This window comes from Methanosarcina mangrovi (assembly GCF_052057765.1).
Lineage (GTDB): Archaea > Halobacteriota > Methanosarcinia > Methanosarcinales > Methanosarcinaceae > Methanosarcina.
In genome coordinates, this window is the sequence record NZ_CP195120.1 from 2,245,473 (window position 1) to 2,264,327 (window position 18,855).

Sequence of the window (18,855 nt, forward strand, 5' to 3'; positions counted from 1 at the left end):
TTTATTATATTTCGACCTATTAAAGTCAAAAAGTCAATTTTTGACCCGATATATCCATCAACATTCAATTAATAAAATTACAGTTAAGAGGACAGTTTGAAATTTACTGAGAAAATTAATTTCAAAATATCTTGTTAATTTTTCTTTAACTATAAACATTGCACGGATCAATTCAGACTCTAAGAAACGGAGAGAAAAGGAAGAAACTCCTGCCTCATATATCCTTATTTCCGCTGCCTTATGGCTCCCTCTTCTGTTATAAAGAGTTCGTCAAAGAGTTTACCGGATCATTTGAGGGAAGGTTTCATACCTGAGATGACTCGGATTCCCTGAGGGGTAATGTCAAAGAGGGAATACTTGACCGGAACCGGAGTATTTCTCATTTTTTCAATGTAGAGATATTGCTTCGTTTTTCCCGAACTGTAATTTTCCTGTGTTGTGAGCCTCATCAACCCGAAAACCATGTAACCTGTAAGCCTGTGAGTCAGGTTGTAAGAGTCCTCGTCCATGACGAAGAGACTTGTGCATCCGTTTTTCAGGAGGATAATGCTTATCGAGCTGAACTCGTCGGCAAACTCCCTTATATCGTGATGTATCGCCATTACTCCTATATTGTCAAGAACAACAACGTCAACCTCCGATGACATGGAACTCAGATATTCAATTATATCCGTATCCACGGCGCAGAGCCCTTTTCCGAATTTTGATACGCTTTTGATCTTGTTCATCTTGTCTTCAAAGATATTCCTGATTTTGAGCTGGCCGTTCTCAACGAAAGGATCCAGGTTGAGCTTGAGGCTGCGAGCCTGGGTGAGGATATCTTCGGTAAGTTCTCTGGTAAGAACAAGTATGCATCTTTTCCCATCCTGGCAGCTCCTGTGGAGAAAATGAAGCCCAAGGATGGTTTTTCCCGAACCAGGAGGCCCGGTAACCAGAATACTCTTTCCTTCAGGATACCCTCCCTCCATCAGCAAATCCAGCCCTTCTACTCCGGTAGACAAACTCTCCATACAATCACATCTTTAAGCGCGATAAGTTTTTTAAAATGAAAATAATTTCTCATTAATTTAATTGAGTAAATAGTTCACTTACTATAAAAAGTAAGCATCTTTTTTAATATATTATGTTTTCCCCAACATATTTATTTCTGAAAAACTAAATTAAGTTATCTGAAAAAAAATGCCTCGAAAAAACGCTTCAAAAAATTGCAGAAAAAGTACTTACAGTAACAAATAGAGTTACAGGATAATGAATAATAGGAACCAGTTCAAACTACAGGAACTGAAAGTACAGAAAATCAAAACAAAGGGCTGAAAAAAAGTAGCCGAAAATTTACCGGCACTTAATCAAGATACTTCTCCTTAAACTCCGTTATCTGCTTACTGCTCCCAATGACTGCAACTATGTCTCCCGCTCTGAGTACGGTCTGTTTGTGAACAGCCGTGCTAACAAGCCCTCCGCGCTCAATACCTATTACGGTGCACCCGATCTTTCTTTCTAAGTCCAGTTCTTCTATTGATTTTTTGTCAAGGTATGAGCCTTTCTCGATATGGAGCTTTTCGATTTCTATGCCTTCGTACAGCATTATATCTTCATCGATCCTGCAGACTTTCCCAATACAGTTTGCACTCATTTTGGCCAGCATCTGTCCTGCAACTATGGAAAGAGACCCGACATAGTCCGCTCCAGCCTTATAAATTTTATCAATGGATTTTACGGAGTTTGCCCTTGCCACAATAGTCGCTTCAGGGTTCAGCCCCCTGCAAATGAGAGTTGAAAATATAACATTGGTATCATCATTCAGAGCCACAAACACAAAGGATGCGGTCTTTACTCCGGCTGCAACTATGACATCCTCGTCCGCCCCATTACCAACAAGATGTTCAAATTCCACATTCTCAAAAACTTTTTCATTGGAGTCCACAACTACGAACCGGAAAGGTCCCTCGGAGAGTTCGTTCACAATGCTCTTTCCAACATCTCCGTATCCAAGTACAACCAGATGCCCTTTTGACTCCATTATTAATCCCTTAGATTTTTAATAAGTTTTTGAAGAATGTAGCGTAATACTCAATGTGTAAGTTTCTTCAGTTTTGCAAGCTCTTCCGGCGTTCCTACAGCCAGCAGGACAGAATTACCCCGGATGACGTCATCGTCTTCAGGGTTAAAAGAGAGAGACCCGCTTTTCCAGATTCCAACAATTCTTGCGCCCGTCAGCCGCTGGCTGGATACTTCCTTAAGGGTCTTGCCTATCAGCGGGCTTTTTATGTAAACCGGAAATTCCGTTACGTGAACCCCTTTGAAGATCTCAGTAGTCCCTGTCACCCGGCTTACAAGCCTATCCATAGCCTTTCTGCCTATAAACTGCCCGAACATCGATTTGGGGGATACAACCGTGTCCGCACCTGCGTATTTCAGGTATTTTGAGTTTGACCTGTCCTCAACGATGGCAACAATATTGAGGTGCTGGAACTCCCTGGCAGTCAGTACGATGTTTGCGTTTCTTTCATCGGACTTGTTAGCAATAAGGATCCTGGATTTTTCGATACCCCCGTTCAGAAGGGTCTGCTTATCACTCGGAGTCCCGAAAATGCAGGGGATATCCCTATAAACAAGCTCTTTAATTACGTCTTCCTCGTCCTCGATTATTATGAAAGTTATCTCCTGCTCTGCCAGTTCATCAATCAGGGTCTCTACAAGCTGGTTGTACCCGCAGATAATGATATGATCTTTCATGCTGGAAGGGACTTTTCTGGGTAGTCTGAATTTGATAATTCTGTCCATCCAGGGAGTGATAACATAAGTTGCAAGAAAACCTGAAATCAGAATAATTCCCGTGACCTGGACGGCTATGGAAAAGACTCTTCCCAGCAGCGAGGTAAAGACCACATCACCGTACCCTACCGTTGCAATGGTAGTTGTAGCCCAGTAAATAGCTGTGACAGCGTTTGCATTTTCCGGCTGGTTTTCAAAAATCATAATATATTTAAAAAGCAGGACATAGACGAGGAGCAGGAGCAAAGCTGCAAGCTTGTATGCCAGATTGGGCCTTTTGCGCATAATTTTTCTAAACTTTGATCTGCGACTCGGATTTTTTCGCTCAAAAGGAAACATTTTTTCGCGCCCTGCTTTGGTTTTGTTGCGAACAGGCCAAAATACCTTATACTCTTTATTGATCTCTATACTCTTTATTAATATCTCTATACTCTTTATTAATATCTTATGTATTCATAGAATTATGCTTTAAAATTGCCTGAGAATTTCCGCCCGAATTGTGCCACCCGGGTTTCTACAGATATTCTGATCCGTAAAACTTATTCTTCTTATCATTTCGTTCCTGCCACGCTCAATACAGGAGAGCGACCTGTCCCAAAAACAGGAAAGAAGAAGAGAAAAGGCAAATATAATCTACGTCTGTTTTTAGTGCATTTTCAAGTTTTCTCTTTTTTCCTTCTATTTTTTTCTTTTTTTTGGGGAAGGGGCGCCAGAAAGGCTGACGGTAGCGCTTATATCTACCCTGGATTCAAAAACCCTTTTCAGGGTTAAGGAATAAATTCTTTCGGCCCGTGGGGAGTTTCTCCAAATGTATTGCCTCTCTTGATTGCGGTGTCGTTTTTATCAATCGCTTTTTATCCTGCGGGCAGGTCGACCCGGACCCCGTATGGCACAGGGAAAGAAAAACAAAAAATTCAATCTCCGGGTATTCTGAATAATAGCAACTGATTAATCGGAGACCACCGGAGTTAAAAAAGAATCAGAACAACCGGAAAAGAATTTCTAACTTCCCGGTTTTCCAGCAGATTTCTGAATCAGTCGGATTAACCTGTTGCGATTCTCGTTTAAGTTTTTTCCATTTCTCGAGCTGTCCCGTTTGGTTTGTCTCAGTTCTTGCTGTTCAGATCCACTGCCCAACGAATGGTCCGAATATCATGAAGAGGAACGAGAACAGGATCAGCATGGAGAAGCTTGCTGTGATGGAATTTGAGACCCTTTCCGAAACTGCTTCATTCCGTGTAAACCTGTAGATCAGGGAGTAAGTATAGTCTCTGAACACATGACCACCATCAAGAGGCACCGCAGGCAGGCAGTTGAACAGGCCCACGTAAAAGTTCAGCCAGCCAATCCAGAGCAGGGAGTTTGCAATCCAGAAAATCCCAACTCCGAGAGGTTCAGCCCAGCCTACAGGTTGATAGAACTGAGCGATAGTGCCTGAAAAGCCGCGGAATCCTTCTCCTGCAAATCCGTAGATTGGGAGCCCGAAAAGAATAATCCAGCCTACAGGCTGGTCAAGGAGAGAAGGGATCTGCTTCAGTGCTTCGAGATAGTACCCGGATTGGGGCATCCAGATGGAAATCCCAAGCATCTGGCACTCAAGTACTCCACTGCTTCCGTAAATCACTCCAAGGAAACCTTTTTCACCTCCCGAGGGATTAGCAATCAGCTGGATCTCAAAGACAGCAGTGCCGTTTTCGGTAAGTTCACCTGTATAATTTGCAGAGGGGAGCACCTCTACCTCTATGGTCTGGTTTGCCTCTGTCCCTTCCATGAAGTCAATGAAACTTGCAATGCTTCGCATTCTTGTATCGTTAATCCGGAGCATTGTCATTCCGGGCTCTATTCCTGCAGCTTTTGCAGGGCTTCCTTCCACAACCCCTCCTACAGGCACTCCACTGAAACATTCCTCCGATGAGGAAGGCACCTTCAGGTCATAAACTGAAGCGTCCCCGTCTTTTGAGGCATGGATGCGCAGGGAGTCGCCGGGTTCGACGGTCTCGAGATAGGAGAGAAAATCCATGCCTGTAGAAACGGACGTGTCATCGACCTGCGTAATTACCATACCTTCCTGAAGTCCTGCAAGCTGAGCTGGAGAACTTTCGTTTATACCCACGACCATGGCATCACTGAGAGGAGCAATTGCCCCCAGCACAGGTCCGAAAAAGAGCAGAAGAGCTATGAAAGCAACGCAGAAATTAGCCATAACTCCGGCAGCAAGGATACGGGCTCTCTGGGTCCTTGTGGCAGTTACTGCTGGCTCAGACTTTACTGTTATAGGGGAAGCATTGGTATTCCCATTTTTCATTTCTTTTAGTTGTTTTTCTTTTTCTTCTTTTTGCTGCTGTTCCCACTCTTCGATTTCCTCAATTGTTGCCGTTAGCGACAGCTCTTTTTTTACTTCCTCTTTTTTTCCAAAGAGCTGTTCATCATCAGGCTCGGCAAAACCCCCTATAGGGACAAGGGCAAACAGGATTCCCATGGATTTGACCCTGATGTTTTCAACCCGGCAGAGGATTGCATGAGAAAACTCATGCACTACTAGCGTAACTATGAGGGCGATAACTCCCCAGGTAAAGGGAATAAACTCGTTTACCCCGGGGATCAAAAGGATATTCCTGGGGGCATTGTATTTTCCCGGCTCTGGCACGCTGTCATTAAGAAATGAGGTATAGAGTGCAAGGTCCGAAATAGCAATAACCAGGAACATGGCAATCATGCCGACAAACATCATCAGGATCCCGATGTTTGCAAAAACCCTCCAGTAACGTTTCGGGCTGGCAAGCACGTCCAGTAGCTTAAGACCCTTTGTTGTCCTGATCATTAGAATAGGAAGAGGCCCGAAAGTGCTTATGTTATACTTTTCCAGAATTCCTTTTCTGTCAAGAGCAGAAATAAGGAACCAGTACATTAAAAAAATACCCAGTACAATGCTTGTGCCACTCAAGGAAATTCTCCGAAACAATTAAGCTGAACCAATTATAGGGTTTGGATTGCAAATGATAATCTTTTGACGATTGATGATTGAAGTTAGTATTGACAAAACTGTTTATTGATAATTAACTGTTTATTGTCATTAACTGTCTATGACCATTGAATGTTATTCACGATCAACTGTTTGTTGACTATTGAATGTTTATTCGCAATTAATTGTAACTATTGAATGTATATTGACTTTTGACTGCAGTGAGATTGGCTGCAATGAGATTAAATGTAAGAGGTAATGCAAAGAAATTGAATCTGAGATATTAAATGTAGATAAATGCGGGGATTTTTACGTCGGCAAATTAACTGTTGATCAATTGGTCGATTAAACTGTCGAACAATCACAACTGTATATAGAACATACCTTCCATAAAGAATTTAGCGCCAGCGGCCTTTGAACGCCGTTTACAAGCTTCAAACTGTCTTTTTAAGCAGCAGCTGGGGAAAGCAAGCGTACATTCAATTAATTAATGCTGTTAAACCCGGTAGTCGATCTTATTATAAAAACATTTTAGTTCTTCTTTAAATAACATGAGATCAGGTTTTGAATTACTTCTTTTTCGAAAACGTCTGTTCCGGAAAAGGCACTATATAATACATCATAATTATATAAAAATCCATATGGAATTCCGGCTTTCATTTAACATGGAAAGCCCGGTTTAAAGATATTTTTAAGAATCAAAGGCAATAGATAATAATCATGCGAATAATAATATTCAGTATATTGTGGTATATTGCGGTTATAATAACTTTGTGTGAGGTGCCTGTTTCATGCTTGGAATCGTCTACATTACAGCCGGAGATATGAAAAACGCATCCGAGATCGCAAGAGAGCTTGTTTCAAGAAGGCTTGCAGCCTGCGTGAACATGTTTCCGATTTCTTCAATCTTCCGATGGAACGACCAGATCGAGGAGCAGAATGAGATAGCCCTGCTTGTTAAAACCGACTCTTTCCGCCTTGACGAAATAATCAAAGTCGTAAAATCGATTCATACTTACGACCTGCCTGCAATCGAATTCTGGAAAATCGAAGGAGAACAGGAGTACTTGGATTGGGTCCATGTAAACAGCTCGTAAAGAAAACTGAAGAGCCCCCGGCCTGAGCCCGGAACCGGAGAGTCTGAAACCGGAAAAAGGAGATAAAAATCCCGGCGCCTATCCCCTGACTCAAAAATTAGCAGGATGAGCTTATTCTCAGGATTAGCTTTATATGTTAGTTATAACTTTACCTAATTGGATTTCAAAAAGCGCGGGAGTAACCAAGCGGTCAACGGTGTGCGACTCAAGATCGTATCGCGCAGGCGTTCAGGGGTTCGAATCCCTTCTCCCGCACTAACTGTTAATTATTTCTTATTCTTTTAATCCGGATTTCTGTTAATATTTTCTCAGACTAATTGTTTTTCTATCGGAGTCGTGGCACTTGAAGAGGCAGGTCATAAGGGAGAATTTACCGATTGAGATCAGTTTGACTGGTATTTAGTATCACATACATCTACAATGGTAAAATGTTCGCATGAGCCAAAATGGGCAAATACATCAGACTCAAGTCAAGTATCACTCCTCGATGGTATAGACATCATTGTCGCTTTTTTTGCTTCCTTCACCAGTATTCCTGCTGCTTTCCCTTTCTTTAGGGCAACAGTAATTGTTCTCGATAAACCTCTTTCCTCTTCCATCGCCACCGAGTCGGAAAATTAGACTGGAACCACAATTCGGACAGCTTGTGGGACGAGACTGGTTGAACTTTGGTTCCCACACATGATCGCATTCCTTGCAGAGAAAGTTGACCTTGCATTCACCAGTATTAACGTATTCTCCTCCAGAGATCTCTATCGCTTTTCCGTTGACAAGAGCATCAGCCACCTTCTGCCGTGCCCTTTGGAGGTCGCTCCATAAAGTTTTCCGGGATACTCCCATTCTGTCAGCAGCCTCGTTCTGCTCCATCTGGAGAAGGTCGCAAAGACGAATAGCCTCAAGCTCTTCTATGGACAGATTGGCGATTTCCAGACAGCAAAGAGGGATTTCTCTGGGCTTGTAATAGGTGGCCTTTGGAAAGCAAGATACCCTGCGCTTAACTCTATTGACCATCAGATTACACTATACGACACGTAATAAATATCTCTATCGATCTATATATCTTCCGAATATCAGTAAATACCTTCCGGATATCAGTATATATCAGATAGCTTGCGGGAAGACACTGGTTGCACTTTGGTTCTCACACATGAGCTACTTCTGTCGTACCTTTTGGAAGGCATTCCAGAAAGTTTTCCGGAATATCTCCAATTCTGTCAGCAACCTCATTCTGCTCTACCGGGGAAGGTCGCAAAGACGAATAGCCTCAAGCTTTTCTAAGGACACGTTAATAATTACGAGAACACGTTAATAATTACGAGAACACTTAGCGGAATTTCACCGATTTTGTAATAAATGTAGTTTCTGGAATTTTTGATACTCCGTTTAACTAATCGACAGTCAAAATACTCAAATGAGATATACTATAAATAAATAACGCTACAACAATTTAACTATTGGTAAAATTAATAAGCTCTGAACCTATTTTTAGGATTTTGTATTTTAAGTGCAAAACCAATAGCAATAAACTCACAACTGCATAAAATACAATTATAACTATGACGTTTACTTAACAGGTTTGTATCAAATATTCTTTAGTCCTGTGGATATTTTCTGCCTTATACACCTGATTTATCGTAAAATTTCTGCTAATCACTGGTACTTTCATTTTGCATCTTATTCGAATAATTCCAGGTTCTTTTCTTATCAAAAATGATCGTAAGATGTCGTTTTTTATGTTTCGGTACGAGTCAAAACTCGTAAGGGTTTGGATAGGATTTATATAACGGATTTCTTTTATTTTTATAATTAAACCGAACAAAAATGTAAATTATTTATAACAAGTCGCTTATGTGTAATTTGAGAGTCTATTCGAAAAGTGCTGTGACCTACTGTAACTTCTACAATCATCGATCATAAATGAACGGATTCCGGATAATAAACACTAATTGTCCAATTGTAAATTTTACAACATGCATGGAACTTTTCGGATAGCTCCGGGATCTTTTTTATTTTTTTGAGATCACAAAGTTTACTAATATGGGACTTACCCACTTGAAGTCTAAAAGAAAGGAGTAAACTCCCAAATCCCTAAAAATTCAAGTTTTAACTGCTTAATTTACTGTACTTGGTTTTGTATTGTAAGTGTGTAAAGTCCATAAGAAGTTGAAACCGATCTCTAAAAATGTTATTTTAATGGCTGGAACTTTCAAGCAGACGTCAATATAAATTGCACAGTGAGTATCGGTATGCTAAAAATCGTAGATACAATCTTCTGATAAAGTGACTTTAAGCGTATTTGGGAGGTAAAGCTAAAATAAGCAAATTAACTACCGGGAGTTTTTCTATAGAAGACCTTGAATCCATTCGGATCACTATCACTAATATTGTAGGAGCGGCAAAGGAAGCGGCTGAAGAAAAAGTAAAGTAGTTCGTCAAAGCAGACCCCACACTTTTCCCAGGACTTTTGTAGGTAGTTCCAGAAAGTTTTCCGGAATACTCCCTATCCTTTCAGCAGCCTCATTCTGCTCTACCTGGAGAAGGTCACAAAGACGAATGCCTCAAGCTTTTCTTAGGACACATTATATAATTACGAGAACACCTAGCGGAATTTCACTGAGTTTGTAATAAGTAGCTTTTGGGACCCTTTATACTCGGCTTTCTCAACTGACAGTCAAAATACACAAAAGAGATTAAGTATAAATAACTAATGCTACGACAATTTAACAATTGATAAAAATTAATAAGCTCTATAACTATTTTTAGGGCTTTGTACTTTAAGTGCAAAACCAACAGCAATAAACTCACCACTATATAAAATACAATTGTAACTAACGTTTACTTAACAGTTTTGTATCAAATATCTTTTAGTCCTGCGGATATTTTCTGGCTTATACATCTGATTTATCGCAAAAGTTCTGTCAATCACTGGTACTTTCATTTTGCCTCTTATTCGAATAATTCCAGGTTCTTTTTTATGAAAAATAAGTATATGATGCCGGCTTTCGTGCTTCATCACGAGTCAAAACTCGTAAGGGTTTGGATAGGATTTATACAACGGATTTTTTTATTTTTATATTTAAACCGAACAAAAATGTAAATTATTTATAACAAGTCGCTTATGTGTAATTTGAGAGTCTATTCGAAAAGTGCTGTGACCTACTGTAACTTCTACAATCATCGATCATAAATGAACGGATTCCGGATAATAAACACTAATTGTCCAATTGTAAATTTTACAACATGCATGGAACTTTTCGGATAGCTCTGAGATCTCTTTTATTTTTTTGAGATCACTAAGTTTACTAATATAGGACTTACCCACTTGAAGTCTAAAATAAAAGCAGTGAACTCCCAACTCTCTAAAAATTCAAGTTTTAACTGCTTAATTTACTGTACTTAATTTTGTATTGTAAGTGTGTAAATTCTATAAGAAGTTAAAAACGATCTCTAAAAATGTCATTTAAATAGCTGGAACTTTCAAGAATCGTCTGATAAAGCGACTTTAAGCGTATTTAGGAGGTAAAGCTAAAATGAGTAAATTAACTACTGGGAGTTTTTCTATAGAAGATCTTGAATCCGTTCAGATCACTATCAATAATATTGTAGGGGCAGCAAAGGAGGCTGCTGAAGAAAAAGCAAAGGAGTTAGGCCCGATGGGTCCCACTGCTCTGGCAAGCATAGCATCCTACAGAAGCTGGAACTTGCAACTTCTTGACCGTTACGAGCCTGTCCTGACCCCCATGTGTGACCAGTGCTGTTACTGTACTTATGGACCCTGTGACCTTTCCGGAAACAAGAGGGGTGCCTGCGGAATTGACATGGCCGGACATACAGGAAGGGAATTCTTCCTCCGTGTAATTACAGGTACCGCCTGCCACGCTGCACACGGACGCCACCTGCTTGACCATGTAATAGAAGTCTTTGGCGAAGATCTCCCCCTCAACCTTGGAGAATCAAACGTCCTGACCCCCAACGTTACAATCTGCACAGGGATGAGCCCAAAGACCCTCGGAGAATGCAGAGCCCCGATGGAATATGTTGAAGAACAGCTAACACAGCTCCTTGCAACCATCCACGCAGGGCAGGAAAGCGCTGAAATTGACTATGACTCAAAGTCCCTCTTCAGCGGCAGCCTGGACCACGTCGGTATGGAAATTTCTGATATTGCCCAGATCTCAGCATATGACTTCCCGAAAGCTGACCCTGAAGCCCCGCTCATTGAAATCGGGATGGGAACCCTTGACAAGTCCAAGCCACTCATTGTTGTAATCGGGCATAATGTAGCCGGTGTAACCTACATCATGGACTACATGGAAGACAACAACCTGACCGATAAGATGGAGATTGCCGGGCTTTGCTGTACTGCATTCGACATGACCAGGTACAAGGAAGCTGACAGGAGAGCTCCATACGCAAAGATCGTAGGATCCCTGGCAAAGGAATTGAAAGTTATCCGCTCCGGAATGCCTGATGTCATTGTTACCGACGAACAGTGCGTCCGTGGTGATGTCCTGTCAGAGTCTATGAAACTCAAGATCCCTGTGATCGCATCAAACGAAAAGATCATGATGGGTCTGCCTGACCGCACCTATGCTGACGTTGATTCAATAGTCGAGGAACTCAAGACCGGCGCAATTCCGGGTTGTGTGATGCTGGACTATGACAAACTTGGAGAACTTGTCCCGAAGATTGCCGAAGTAATGGCTCCGATCCGCGATGCAGAGGGCATAACGGCAATTCCGACTGACGAGGAATTCAAGGCATACATAGACAAGTGTGCCAAGTGCGGAGAATGCCTGCTGGCATGTCCGGAAGAACTCGATATCCCGGAAGCATTGGAATATGCAGCCAAGGGAAGCTACGAATACCTTGAAGCCCTCCACGATGTCTGTATCGGCTGCCGCCGCTGTGAGCAGGTCTGTAAGAAGGAAATCCCAATCCTGAACGTAATTGAGAAGGCTGCACAGAAGGCTATTGGTGAGGAGAAAGGATGGGTCAGAGCTGGCAGAGGACAGGTAAGTGATGCGGAAATCAGGAAAGAAGGCCTGAATCTCGTTATGGGAACTACCCCGGGTATCATTGCAATCATAGGATGTCCGAACTATCCGGCCGGTACCAAAGATGTCTACCTCATTGCCGAAGAGTTCCTGAGGAGAAACTATCTCGTGGCCGTGACCGGATGTTCCGCAATGGACATCGGTATGTTCAAGGATGAGGACGACAAGACCCTTTATGAAAAGTACCCGGGTACATTCTCAGGCGGCGGACTGCTTAACAGCGGTTCCTGTGTATCCAATGCAAACATCACTGGAGCTGCTGAGAAAGTTGCCGGAATCTTTGCCCAGAGGACCCTTGCAGGAAACCTGGCAGAAGTTGCAGACTACACTCTCAACCGTGTAGGTGCATGCGGACTTGCATGGGGTGCCTTCTCCCAGAAGGCTTCTTCAATCGGTACCGGATGTAACATCTACGGTATCCCCGCAGTGCTCGGCCCGCACAGTTCAAAGTACAGGAGAGCCCTGATTGCCAAGAACTATGACGAGTCCAAGTGGAAAGTCTTTGACGCCAGGGACGGCTCGGAGATGAACATCCCACCAGCACCGGAATTCCTCCTGACAACAGCAGAGACCTGGCAGGAAGCAATCCCGATGATGGCAAAAGCCTGCATCCGCCCGTCTGACAACAACATGGGCAGGTCCATAAAGCTGACCCACTGGATGGAGCTTTCAAAGAAATACCTTGGTGTAGAGCCAGAAGACTGGTGGAAGTTCGTCAGGAATGAGGCTGACCTCCCGCTTGCAAAGCGTGAAGAGCTCCTCAAGAGGCTCGAGGCAGAACACGGCTGGGAAATTGACTGGAAGAGGAAGAAGATCATTTCCGGTCCGAAGATTAAGTTCGATGTCTCCGCACAGCCAACTAACCTCAAGAGACTTTGCAAGGAGGCCTGAAAATGGTAGACACTACCAAGAACACCAAACTCTTTACCAGCTACGGAGTAACAACTTCCAAGGCAACTACTCCCGAAGTAGCAGCTAAGCTGATTTCAAAGGCAAAAAGGCCGCTTCTTGTGGTAGGAACCAAAATCCTTGATCCGGAACTTCTGGACAGAGTGATAAAGATTGCACAGAAGACAAACATTCCGATTGCAGCTACAGGAAGTTCTATGCCCGGCTTTGTGGGAAAGGATGTGGATGCAAAGTACATCAACCTTCACCAGCTTGGCTTTTATGTAACAGACCCGAACTGGCCCGGCCTTGATGGGAATGGGACATATGACACCCTCATCGTCCTTGGACACATAAAATACTACATCAACCAGGTACTGTCCGGAACAAAGAACTTCAGCAGCGTAAAAGCAATCGCAATTGACAGAAACTACATCCAGAATGCAACAATGTCATTCGGAAACCTGAGCAAAGCAGACCACTATGCTGCTCTGGATGAACTTATCAATGCATTATAATTTTGATTTAGGAGGCGAAATATAATGGCAGAATTCCCATTTGAGATTTCCCCAATGTTTGAAGGAGAAAGAGTAAGAAAAGAAGGAATGTTCGTAGAGCTTGGAGGCCCGAAGTCTCTTGGTCTTGAACTTGTCCGTGCAGCAGCCATGGATGACATTGTGGACGACAAAGTAACAATTGTCGGTCCCGATCTCAAAGAAATGGAAGAAGGCAAGACCTACCCCTGGGCAATGATCTTCAACATTGGTGGAGAACTTGTAGAGCCTGACCTCGAATCAGTCGTAGAAAGGCGTGTCCACGACTTCATCAACTACTGCCAGGGCATTATGCACCTGAACCAGAGGTACGATGTCTGGATGAGAGTTTCCAAGGACACCGCTGCAAAGATGGACTCTTTCGAGCCATTCGGACAGGCCGTCATGATGCTCTTCAAGACAGAACTTCCCTTTATTGAGAAGATGCAGGTGACCTTCTACACCGACCAGGCTGAAGTAGAGAAGCAGCTCGAAGCCGCAAAGGAAATCTTCAAGGCAAGAGACGCCAGGACAAAGGACCTTCACGACGAAGATGTAGATGTCTTCTACGGATGTACCCTCTGTCAGTCCTTTGCTCCGACCAACGTCTGTGTTGTCTCCCCTGACAGGGTTTCACTCTGTGGTGCAATCAACTGGTTCGACGGCCGTGCAGCAGCTAAAGTAGACCCCGAAGGCCCGCAGTTCGCAATTGAGAAGGGTGACCTCCTCGATGCCGAGAAGGGTGAATACACCGGAGTCAATGATATTGCCAAGAAACTCTCTGCCGGTGAATTCGACAAGATTAAACTCCACTCCTTCTTCGATGCTCCCCACACCTCCTGTGGCTGCTTCGAAGTAGTCGGGTTCTATATCCCTGAAGTCGACGGTATCGGCTGGGTTAACAGGGAATACCAGGGAATGGCACCGAACGGTATCGGCTTCTCAACAATGGCAGGTCAGACCGGTGGCGGTAAGCAGATCGTAGGGTTCCTCGGTATCGGTATCAACTATTTCTACTCCCCCAAGTTCATCCAGGCTGACGGCGGATGGAACAGAGTTGTCTGGCTCCCCTCAATGCTGAAGGACAAGATTGCCGAAACCATTCCTGCGGACCTCAAAGACAAGATCGCAACCGAAAACGACGCCACTGACATCGAATCCCTGAAAGCCTTCCTCCAGGAGAAAGGACACCCCGTAGTTGCTACCTGGGCAGCAGCTGAGGAAGAAGAAGAGGAAGAAGAAGAGGAAGAAGAGGAAGTAGCTGTTGCAGCAGCTCCAATGATGATGCCTGCAGCCGGCTTCCAGATGCCTGCAATGCCCATGATGTCCGGCGGTTCTGGCGGCGGAATAAAGCTGACCTTCAAGAACGCAAAGATCACCATTGACAGGATGATCATCAGCGAGAAGAAGGAAAAGAAATAACTGAGTGACGACAGGCGATTGCCTAAAACCGAAAAACAAGACAAAGGGGTATGCTGTGACTAAAGTAATTGCAATAACGGGAAAAGGCGGGACTGGTAAAACGGCGGTAGCGGCTCTTCTGATCCGCTACCTTTCCAAAAAAGGGAAGTTTCTACTGGCAGTTGATGCGGACGCAGATACTAACCTTCCTGAAACCCTTGGCTGTGAGAACGTAAAAACAATCGGGGACGCAAAAGAGTTTCTACAGGCGGAGATCACCAAACCAAGGCCTGATAACCCCGATATGAACAAAGAGTCAGTGCTTAAAAGCAAGGTCTATGAGATCATTGAAGAGATGCCGGGATACGACCTGCTTGTAATGGGCAGACCCGAAGGTTCAGGATGTTACTGTTATGTAAACAACCTTCTCCGCGGGATAATGGACAAACTGATCATGAACTATGATGTGGTTGTAATTGACGCGGAAGCAGGGCTTGAGCATTTCAGCCGGAAGATTATCCGGGACATAGATGACCTTATTGTAGTGACTGACGCTTCACGAAGGGGATTTCGGACTGCCGAAAGGATTAGGGAACTTGTGAGTGAACTTGATTCAAATGTCGGGAGAATTCACGTTATTGCAAACAAAGTTACAGATGCTAACCGTGAAGAGCTCGCTAAACTGGCAGGGGATTTGCAACTCAGCCTGATAGGTATGATACCATTAGATCCAAAGATAGAGGAAATGGACATAAAAGGAATACCTCTCTATGAAATCCCGGACGACTCGGTTGCTGCAATAGAGATAGAAAAAATCGTACAAAAATTGGGGTACTGATCCCCTTTCATTTGAACCTGTGGATTATGCAGAAAAACCGTGCCGGAATCAAAGAACAGGAATCCGTAGCCCGTTTAAGAGCTTGAAACGGAATTTAAAGTCATCAGAGTAACGGAGCAGGATTAATTAATTCCTGCCCCGATCCCTGTTAATATACAAGGGAAAAATTGGAAACAAATTCTGTATTACATCCTTTATTATACAGTCACTCGTAAAAACGGATAAATTACGGAAACGGTGAGGTTTACATGGCAAAGAAAATGAAGTTATCTGATATAACAAACATGTTCGCGGGGATGGATGTAGAAGCCCTCGAAGGTGTGACTATTGAAGGGGACATTGAGATTGATCTCGGTGGACTCGGAGGCGGCTTTGACCCCATGCTTGCCGCAGCTCTTGGGCAGGAGAGCGCAGTACTTGCCCAGCACTTTGCAAGACTTGCAGGCATGTTTGGATACCCTGTTGGCATTGGCGCCCCGGCAGCTGCTCCGGCAATTTCCCCGGCTCTGGCAGCCCCGAAACTCAAGGACCTTATCCCTGCAAAGTTCGATGTTGCTAACATTGCAGAATGGGCAACTCAGATCCAGGAAGTACCCATAGGAAACACCTCTGCAGACGGCGGAAGCCGTGGCAAGAGAGTAGTAGTGGGTGGAGAGAAAGCCCTGCCGTTCTACTTCGACGCCCCGATGCCGAACAGGAACCAGGTCACAATTGATGTGTTCGACATGAGGATCGGGCTTGCAAAAGCTGTAAAGGAGAACTACGATGAGGTCATGGACAGCCCGGGAGAATGGGCAAAGAAGAACGTTGAGAAATTCAACGCTGACATGATTACCATCCACCTGATCTCAACTGACCCGCTCATCAAAGACACTCCCGCAAAGGAAGCAGCAAAGACGGTAGAAGAAGTCCTCCAGGCTGTTGACGTGCCAATTGCGATCGGCGGTTCCGGGAACCCACAGAAGGACCCCGAAGTCCTCGCAAGAGCTGCAGAAGTTGCAGAAGGCGAGCGCTGTCTGCTTGCATCTGCCAGCCTGAACCTGGACTATGCAGCAATTGCGGAAGCCGCAATAAAGTACGACCACGACGTGCTTTCCTGGACTCAGCTGGACATGAACGCCCAGAAGGAACTCAACAGGAAACTCATGAAGCAGTGCAACGTCCCAAGAGACAGAATCATCATGGACCCGACCACTGCTGCCCTCGGATACGGTCTAGACTACGCTTACACCAACATGGAGCGTATCAGACTTGCAGCCCTCATGGGTGACGATGAACTTACCTTCCCGATGTCTTCTGGTACCACAAACGCATGGGGTGCCCGTGAGTCCTGGATGGTCAGCTCACCACTCAAGGAAGACTCTGACTGGGGCCCGAGAGAGTACAGAGGTCCTATCTGGGAAATCGTTACAGGTCTGTCCCTTGCAATTGCAGGTAACGACCTCTTCATGATGATGCACCCAACATCGGTTGCTGTCCTGAAGCAGATCACCCAGACCCTCTTCGGAATGATAGACACCGAACAGGTTGACATTGCCAGCTGGATCGGAGCGGAGGTGTAAAACATGAAAATAAACAGCCCATTAGAAGCTTACAAGTACCTGCCCCAGACAAACTGTGGAGAATGTGGTGAAGCTACCTGTATGGCATTTGCCTCCAAGCTGATTGACAGATCAGGAAAGACATCAGACTGTCCACCCCTGATTAAGGAAAAGAAGTTCGCAAAGAAACTGGCAGAACTTGACAGGCTACTTGCCCCTGAAATCCGCCAGGTAACCATAGGAGCAGGCGAGAAAGCAGTCAACATTGGTGGAGACGATGTCCTGTACCGCCACAAGCTCACTTTCTTCAACAAGACAAAGATGTTCTTCGATGTGGCAGACAATATGGAAGAAGCTGCCCTTGTTGCAAGAGTTAAGCAGATAGCTGACTACAAGAAGTTCTATGTCGGACGAAACCTGCTCCTCGATGGTGTAGCAATCAGAGCCGTGTCCAATGACCCGGCAAAGTTTGCAGCAGCTGTCAAGAAGGTTGCAGAAGTCGGTATGCCCATGATCTTCTGTTCCTTCAACCCGGCAGTCCTGAAGGCAGGCCTGGAAGCAGCAAAGGACAAGAACCCACTGCTCTATGCCGCAAACAAGGACAACTGGAAAGAGGTAGGAGAACTCGCCCTCGAGTACAAGGTGCCTGTGGTTGTTTCAGCCTTCAACGACCTCGATGCCCTCAAGACCCTCGCAAAGACCTTTGCAGAGGCAGGAATTAAGGACATTGTCCTTGACCCAGGAACATACCCGACAGGCAAGGGCCTGAAGGACACTTTCACCAACTTCCTGAAGATCAGGAGAGCAGGCATTATGGGCGACACCGAGATCGCATACCCGATCATGGCACTCCCGTTCACTGCCTGGATGGCAGGTATTGCAGACCCTGTCAGTGCCTCATACTGGGAAACCGTTATGGCTTCGGTCTTTACCATCAGGTACGGAGACATTATGATCCTCCACAGCATGGAGCCATATGCCACAATGCCTGAAGTGCACCTGGCAGAGACAATCTACACTGACCCAAGGTCTCCTGTTGCTGTGGACTCAAAGATGTACAAGGTAGGAAACCCAACTGCGGACTCCCCGGTACTCTTTACCACAAACTTCGCCCTCACATACTACACAGTAGAGAGCGACCTGGCCTCAAACGGAATAGACTGCTGGCTGCTTGCAGTTAACACCGACGGGATCGGTGTGGAAGCTGCAGTGGCAGGCGGACAGCTGACCGCTGACAAGGTAAAGGATGCATTTGACAAGGCAGGGTTCGACCTCAAGACGGCCGTAAACCACAATACCGTTGTCACTCCGGGTCTTGCAGCTCGTCTGCAGGGTGACCTCGAGGACAAGCTCGGTGCAAATGTCAAAGTAGGCCCAATGGACTCAGGAAGACTCCCAGGCTGGATGGAAAAGAACTGGCCCCCAAAATAAAGAGAAAACAATTTGAATATTAATATTCCGTGTCTTTTAGACACGGAATAAAGTTTATTGCAACTTTTACAAAACGCAGTTGTCGACTTTCCGGATAGATTCCGAATTGAATAAAATTCTGAATTGAATAAAAAAGTGGCATAAGCCCGCTTTGTAATAGTTTGGTGCTCCCTCATTAATTAGTTGATAGTTTAGGAAGACCGTAATTTAACAAATCTGTTAAAGTCCATTTGTTATTAAAAATTCTACATTTTTCTACAAGTGTTTTCTTTCCCAAATACCGTTTTCTTTTTCTTTTGTTAATCCTATGGTCCCTGCAAAAGTCAAAATGA

The 18,855-nt window shown here is 44.4% G+C and carries 13 protein-coding genes and 1 tRNA gene; 8 read left to right on the plus strand and 6 right to left on the minus strand.

Annotated features, from left to right (window positions below):
- Window positions 1–287: 287 nt before the first annotated feature.
- From ACSAZL_RS10130 to ACSAZL_RS10150, 5 genes are all read right to left on the minus strand, one after another.
- The gene (locus ACSAZL_RS10130; RefSeq protein WP_440948548.1) at window positions 288–1,010 is read right to left on the minus strand and encodes an RAD55 family ATPase; all 723 of its coding nucleotides are present in this window, start codon (window positions 1,008–1,010) and stop codon (window positions 288–290) included.
- 332 nt (window positions 1,011–1,342) lie between these two features.
- On the minus strand, window positions 1,343–2,020 hold the full coding sequence (locus ACSAZL_RS10135; protein ID WP_440948549.1) for a potassium channel family protein: 678 nt from the start codon (window positions 2,018–2,020) through the stop codon (window positions 1,343–1,345).
- Window positions 2,021–2,070: 50 nt separating this feature from the next.
- Window positions 2,071–3,060, minus strand: coding sequence for a potassium channel family protein (locus ACSAZL_RS10140; protein ID WP_440948550.1), 990 nt, complete (start codon window positions 3,058–3,060; stop codon window positions 2,071–2,073).
- 835 nt (window positions 3,061–3,895) lie between these two features.
- On the minus strand, window positions 3,896–5,719 hold the full coding sequence (locus tag ACSAZL_RS10145; RefSeq protein ID WP_440948551.1) for a site-2 protease family protein: 1,824 nt from the start codon (window positions 5,717–5,719) through the stop codon (window positions 3,896–3,898).
- Between the two features lie 549 nt (window positions 5,720–6,268).
- Window positions 6,269–6,397: a hypothetical protein gene (locus ACSAZL_RS10150; protein WP_440948552.1), complete on the minus strand. Its 129-nt coding sequence runs from the start codon at window positions 6,395–6,397 to the stop codon at window positions 6,269–6,271.
- A 131-nt stretch (window positions 6,398–6,528) separates the two neighbouring features.
- Here ACSAZL_RS10150 and cutA point away from each other — a divergent pair, with 131 nt between their 5' ends.
- Window positions 6,529–6,834, plus strand: a complete 306-nt coding sequence (gene cutA, locus ACSAZL_RS10155) for a divalent-cation tolerance protein CutA (RefSeq protein ID WP_440948553.1) — start codon at window positions 6,529–6,531, stop codon at window positions 6,832–6,834.
- 172 nt (window positions 6,835–7,006) lie between these two features.
- Window positions 7,007–7,089 (plus strand) — tRNA-Leu (locus tag ACSAZL_RS10160).
- 222 nt (window positions 7,090–7,311) lie between these two features.
- Here ACSAZL_RS10160 and ACSAZL_RS10165 read toward each other — a convergent pair.
- Entirely contained in the window at window positions 7,312–7,845 is a 534-nt protein-coding gene (locus ACSAZL_RS10165; protein ID WP_440948554.1) for a DUF134 domain-containing protein, read from the minus strand.
- A gap of 2,519 nt (window positions 7,846–10,364) precedes the next feature.
- Here ACSAZL_RS10165 and cdhA point away from each other — a divergent pair.
- The 6 genes from cdhA (at window position 10,365) to acsC (ending at window position 18,523) form a co-directional block, all read left to right on the plus strand.
- A complete protein-coding gene (cdhA, locus tag ACSAZL_RS10170) occupies window positions 10,365–12,782 on the plus strand; it encodes a CO dehydrogenase/acetyl-CoA synthase complex subunit alpha (protein WP_440948555.1) in 2,418 nt (805 codons plus the stop codon).
- Window positions 12,783–12,784: 2 nt separating this feature from the next.
- On the plus strand, window positions 12,785–13,297 hold the full coding sequence (gene cdhB / locus ACSAZL_RS10175; protein WP_440947202.1) for a CO dehydrogenase/acetyl-CoA synthase complex subunit epsilon: 513 nt from the start codon (window positions 12,785–12,787) through the stop codon (window positions 13,295–13,297).
- A gap of 24 nt (window positions 13,298–13,321) precedes the next feature.
- Window positions 13,322–14,734: a CO dehydrogenase/CO-methylating acetyl-CoA synthase complex subunit beta gene (gene cdhC / locus ACSAZL_RS10180; RefSeq protein WP_440947201.1), complete on the plus strand. Its 1,413-nt coding sequence runs from the start codon at window positions 13,322–13,324 to the stop codon at window positions 14,732–14,734.
- Between the two features lie 55 nt (window positions 14,735–14,789).
- The gene (locus ACSAZL_RS10185; protein ID WP_440947200.1) at window positions 14,790–15,551 is read left to right on the plus strand and encodes a carbon monoxide dehydrogenase accessory protein CooC; all 762 of its coding nucleotides are present in this window, start codon (window positions 14,790–14,792) and stop codon (window positions 15,549–15,551) included.
- A gap of 248 nt (window positions 15,552–15,799) precedes the next feature.
- Complete coding sequence (gene cdhD / locus ACSAZL_RS10190; RefSeq protein ID WP_440947199.1) at window positions 15,800–17,113, plus strand: CO dehydrogenase/acetyl-CoA synthase subunit delta; 1,314 nt, start codon at window positions 15,800–15,802, stop codon at window positions 17,111–17,113.
- Window positions 17,114–17,116: 3 nt separating this feature from the next.
- On the plus strand, window positions 17,117–18,523 hold the full coding sequence (gene acsC / locus ACSAZL_RS10195; protein WP_440947198.1) for an acetyl-CoA decarbonylase/synthase complex subunit gamma: 1,407 nt from the start codon (window positions 17,117–17,119) through the stop codon (window positions 18,521–18,523).
- Window positions 18,524–18,855: the final 332 nt, after the last annotated feature.

What these genes read in the sequence shown, in the direction of transcription:
- ACSAZL_RS10130 (WP_440948548.1), bottom strand. Translation starts at nt 1,010, where the DNA reads ATGGAGAGTTTGTCTACCGGAGTAGAAGGGCTGGATTTGCTGATGGAG.
- ACSAZL_RS10135 (WP_440948549.1), bottom strand. Translation starts at nt 2,020, where the DNA reads ATGGAGTCAAAAGGGCATCTGGTTGTACTTGGATACGGAGATGTTGGA.
- ACSAZL_RS10140 (WP_440948550.1), bottom strand. Translation starts at nt 3,060, where the DNA reads ATGCGCAAAAGGCCCAATCTGGCATACAAGCTTGCAGCTTTGCTCCTG.
- ACSAZL_RS10150 (WP_440948552.1), bottom strand. Translation starts at nt 6,397, where the DNA reads ATGAAAGCCGGAATTCCATATGGATTTTTATATAATTATGATGTATTA.
- cutA (WP_440948553.1), top strand. Translation starts at nt 6,529, where the DNA reads ATGCTTGGAATCGTCTACATTACAGCCGGAGATATGAAAAACGCATCC.
- ACSAZL_RS10165 (WP_440948554.1), bottom strand. Translation starts at nt 7,845, where the DNA reads ATGGTCAATAGAGTTAAGCGCAGGGTATCTTGCTTTCCAAAGGCCACC.
- cdhA (WP_440948555.1), top strand. Translation starts at nt 10,365, where the DNA reads ATGAGTAAATTAACTACTGGGAGTTTTTCTATAGAAGATCTTGAATCC.
- cdhB (WP_440947202.1), top strand. Translation starts at nt 12,785, where the DNA reads ATGGTAGACACTACCAAGAACACCAAACTCTTTACCAGCTACGGAGTA.
- cdhC (WP_440947201.1), top strand. Translation starts at nt 13,322, where the DNA reads ATGGCAGAATTCCCATTTGAGATTTCCCCAATGTTTGAAGGAGAAAGA.
- cdhD (WP_440947199.1), top strand. Translation starts at nt 15,800, where the DNA reads ATGGCAAAGAAAATGAAGTTATCTGATATAACAAACATGTTCGCGGGG.
- acsC (WP_440947198.1), top strand. Translation starts at nt 17,117, where the DNA reads ATGAAAATAAACAGCCCATTAGAAGCTTACAAGTACCTGCCCCAGACA.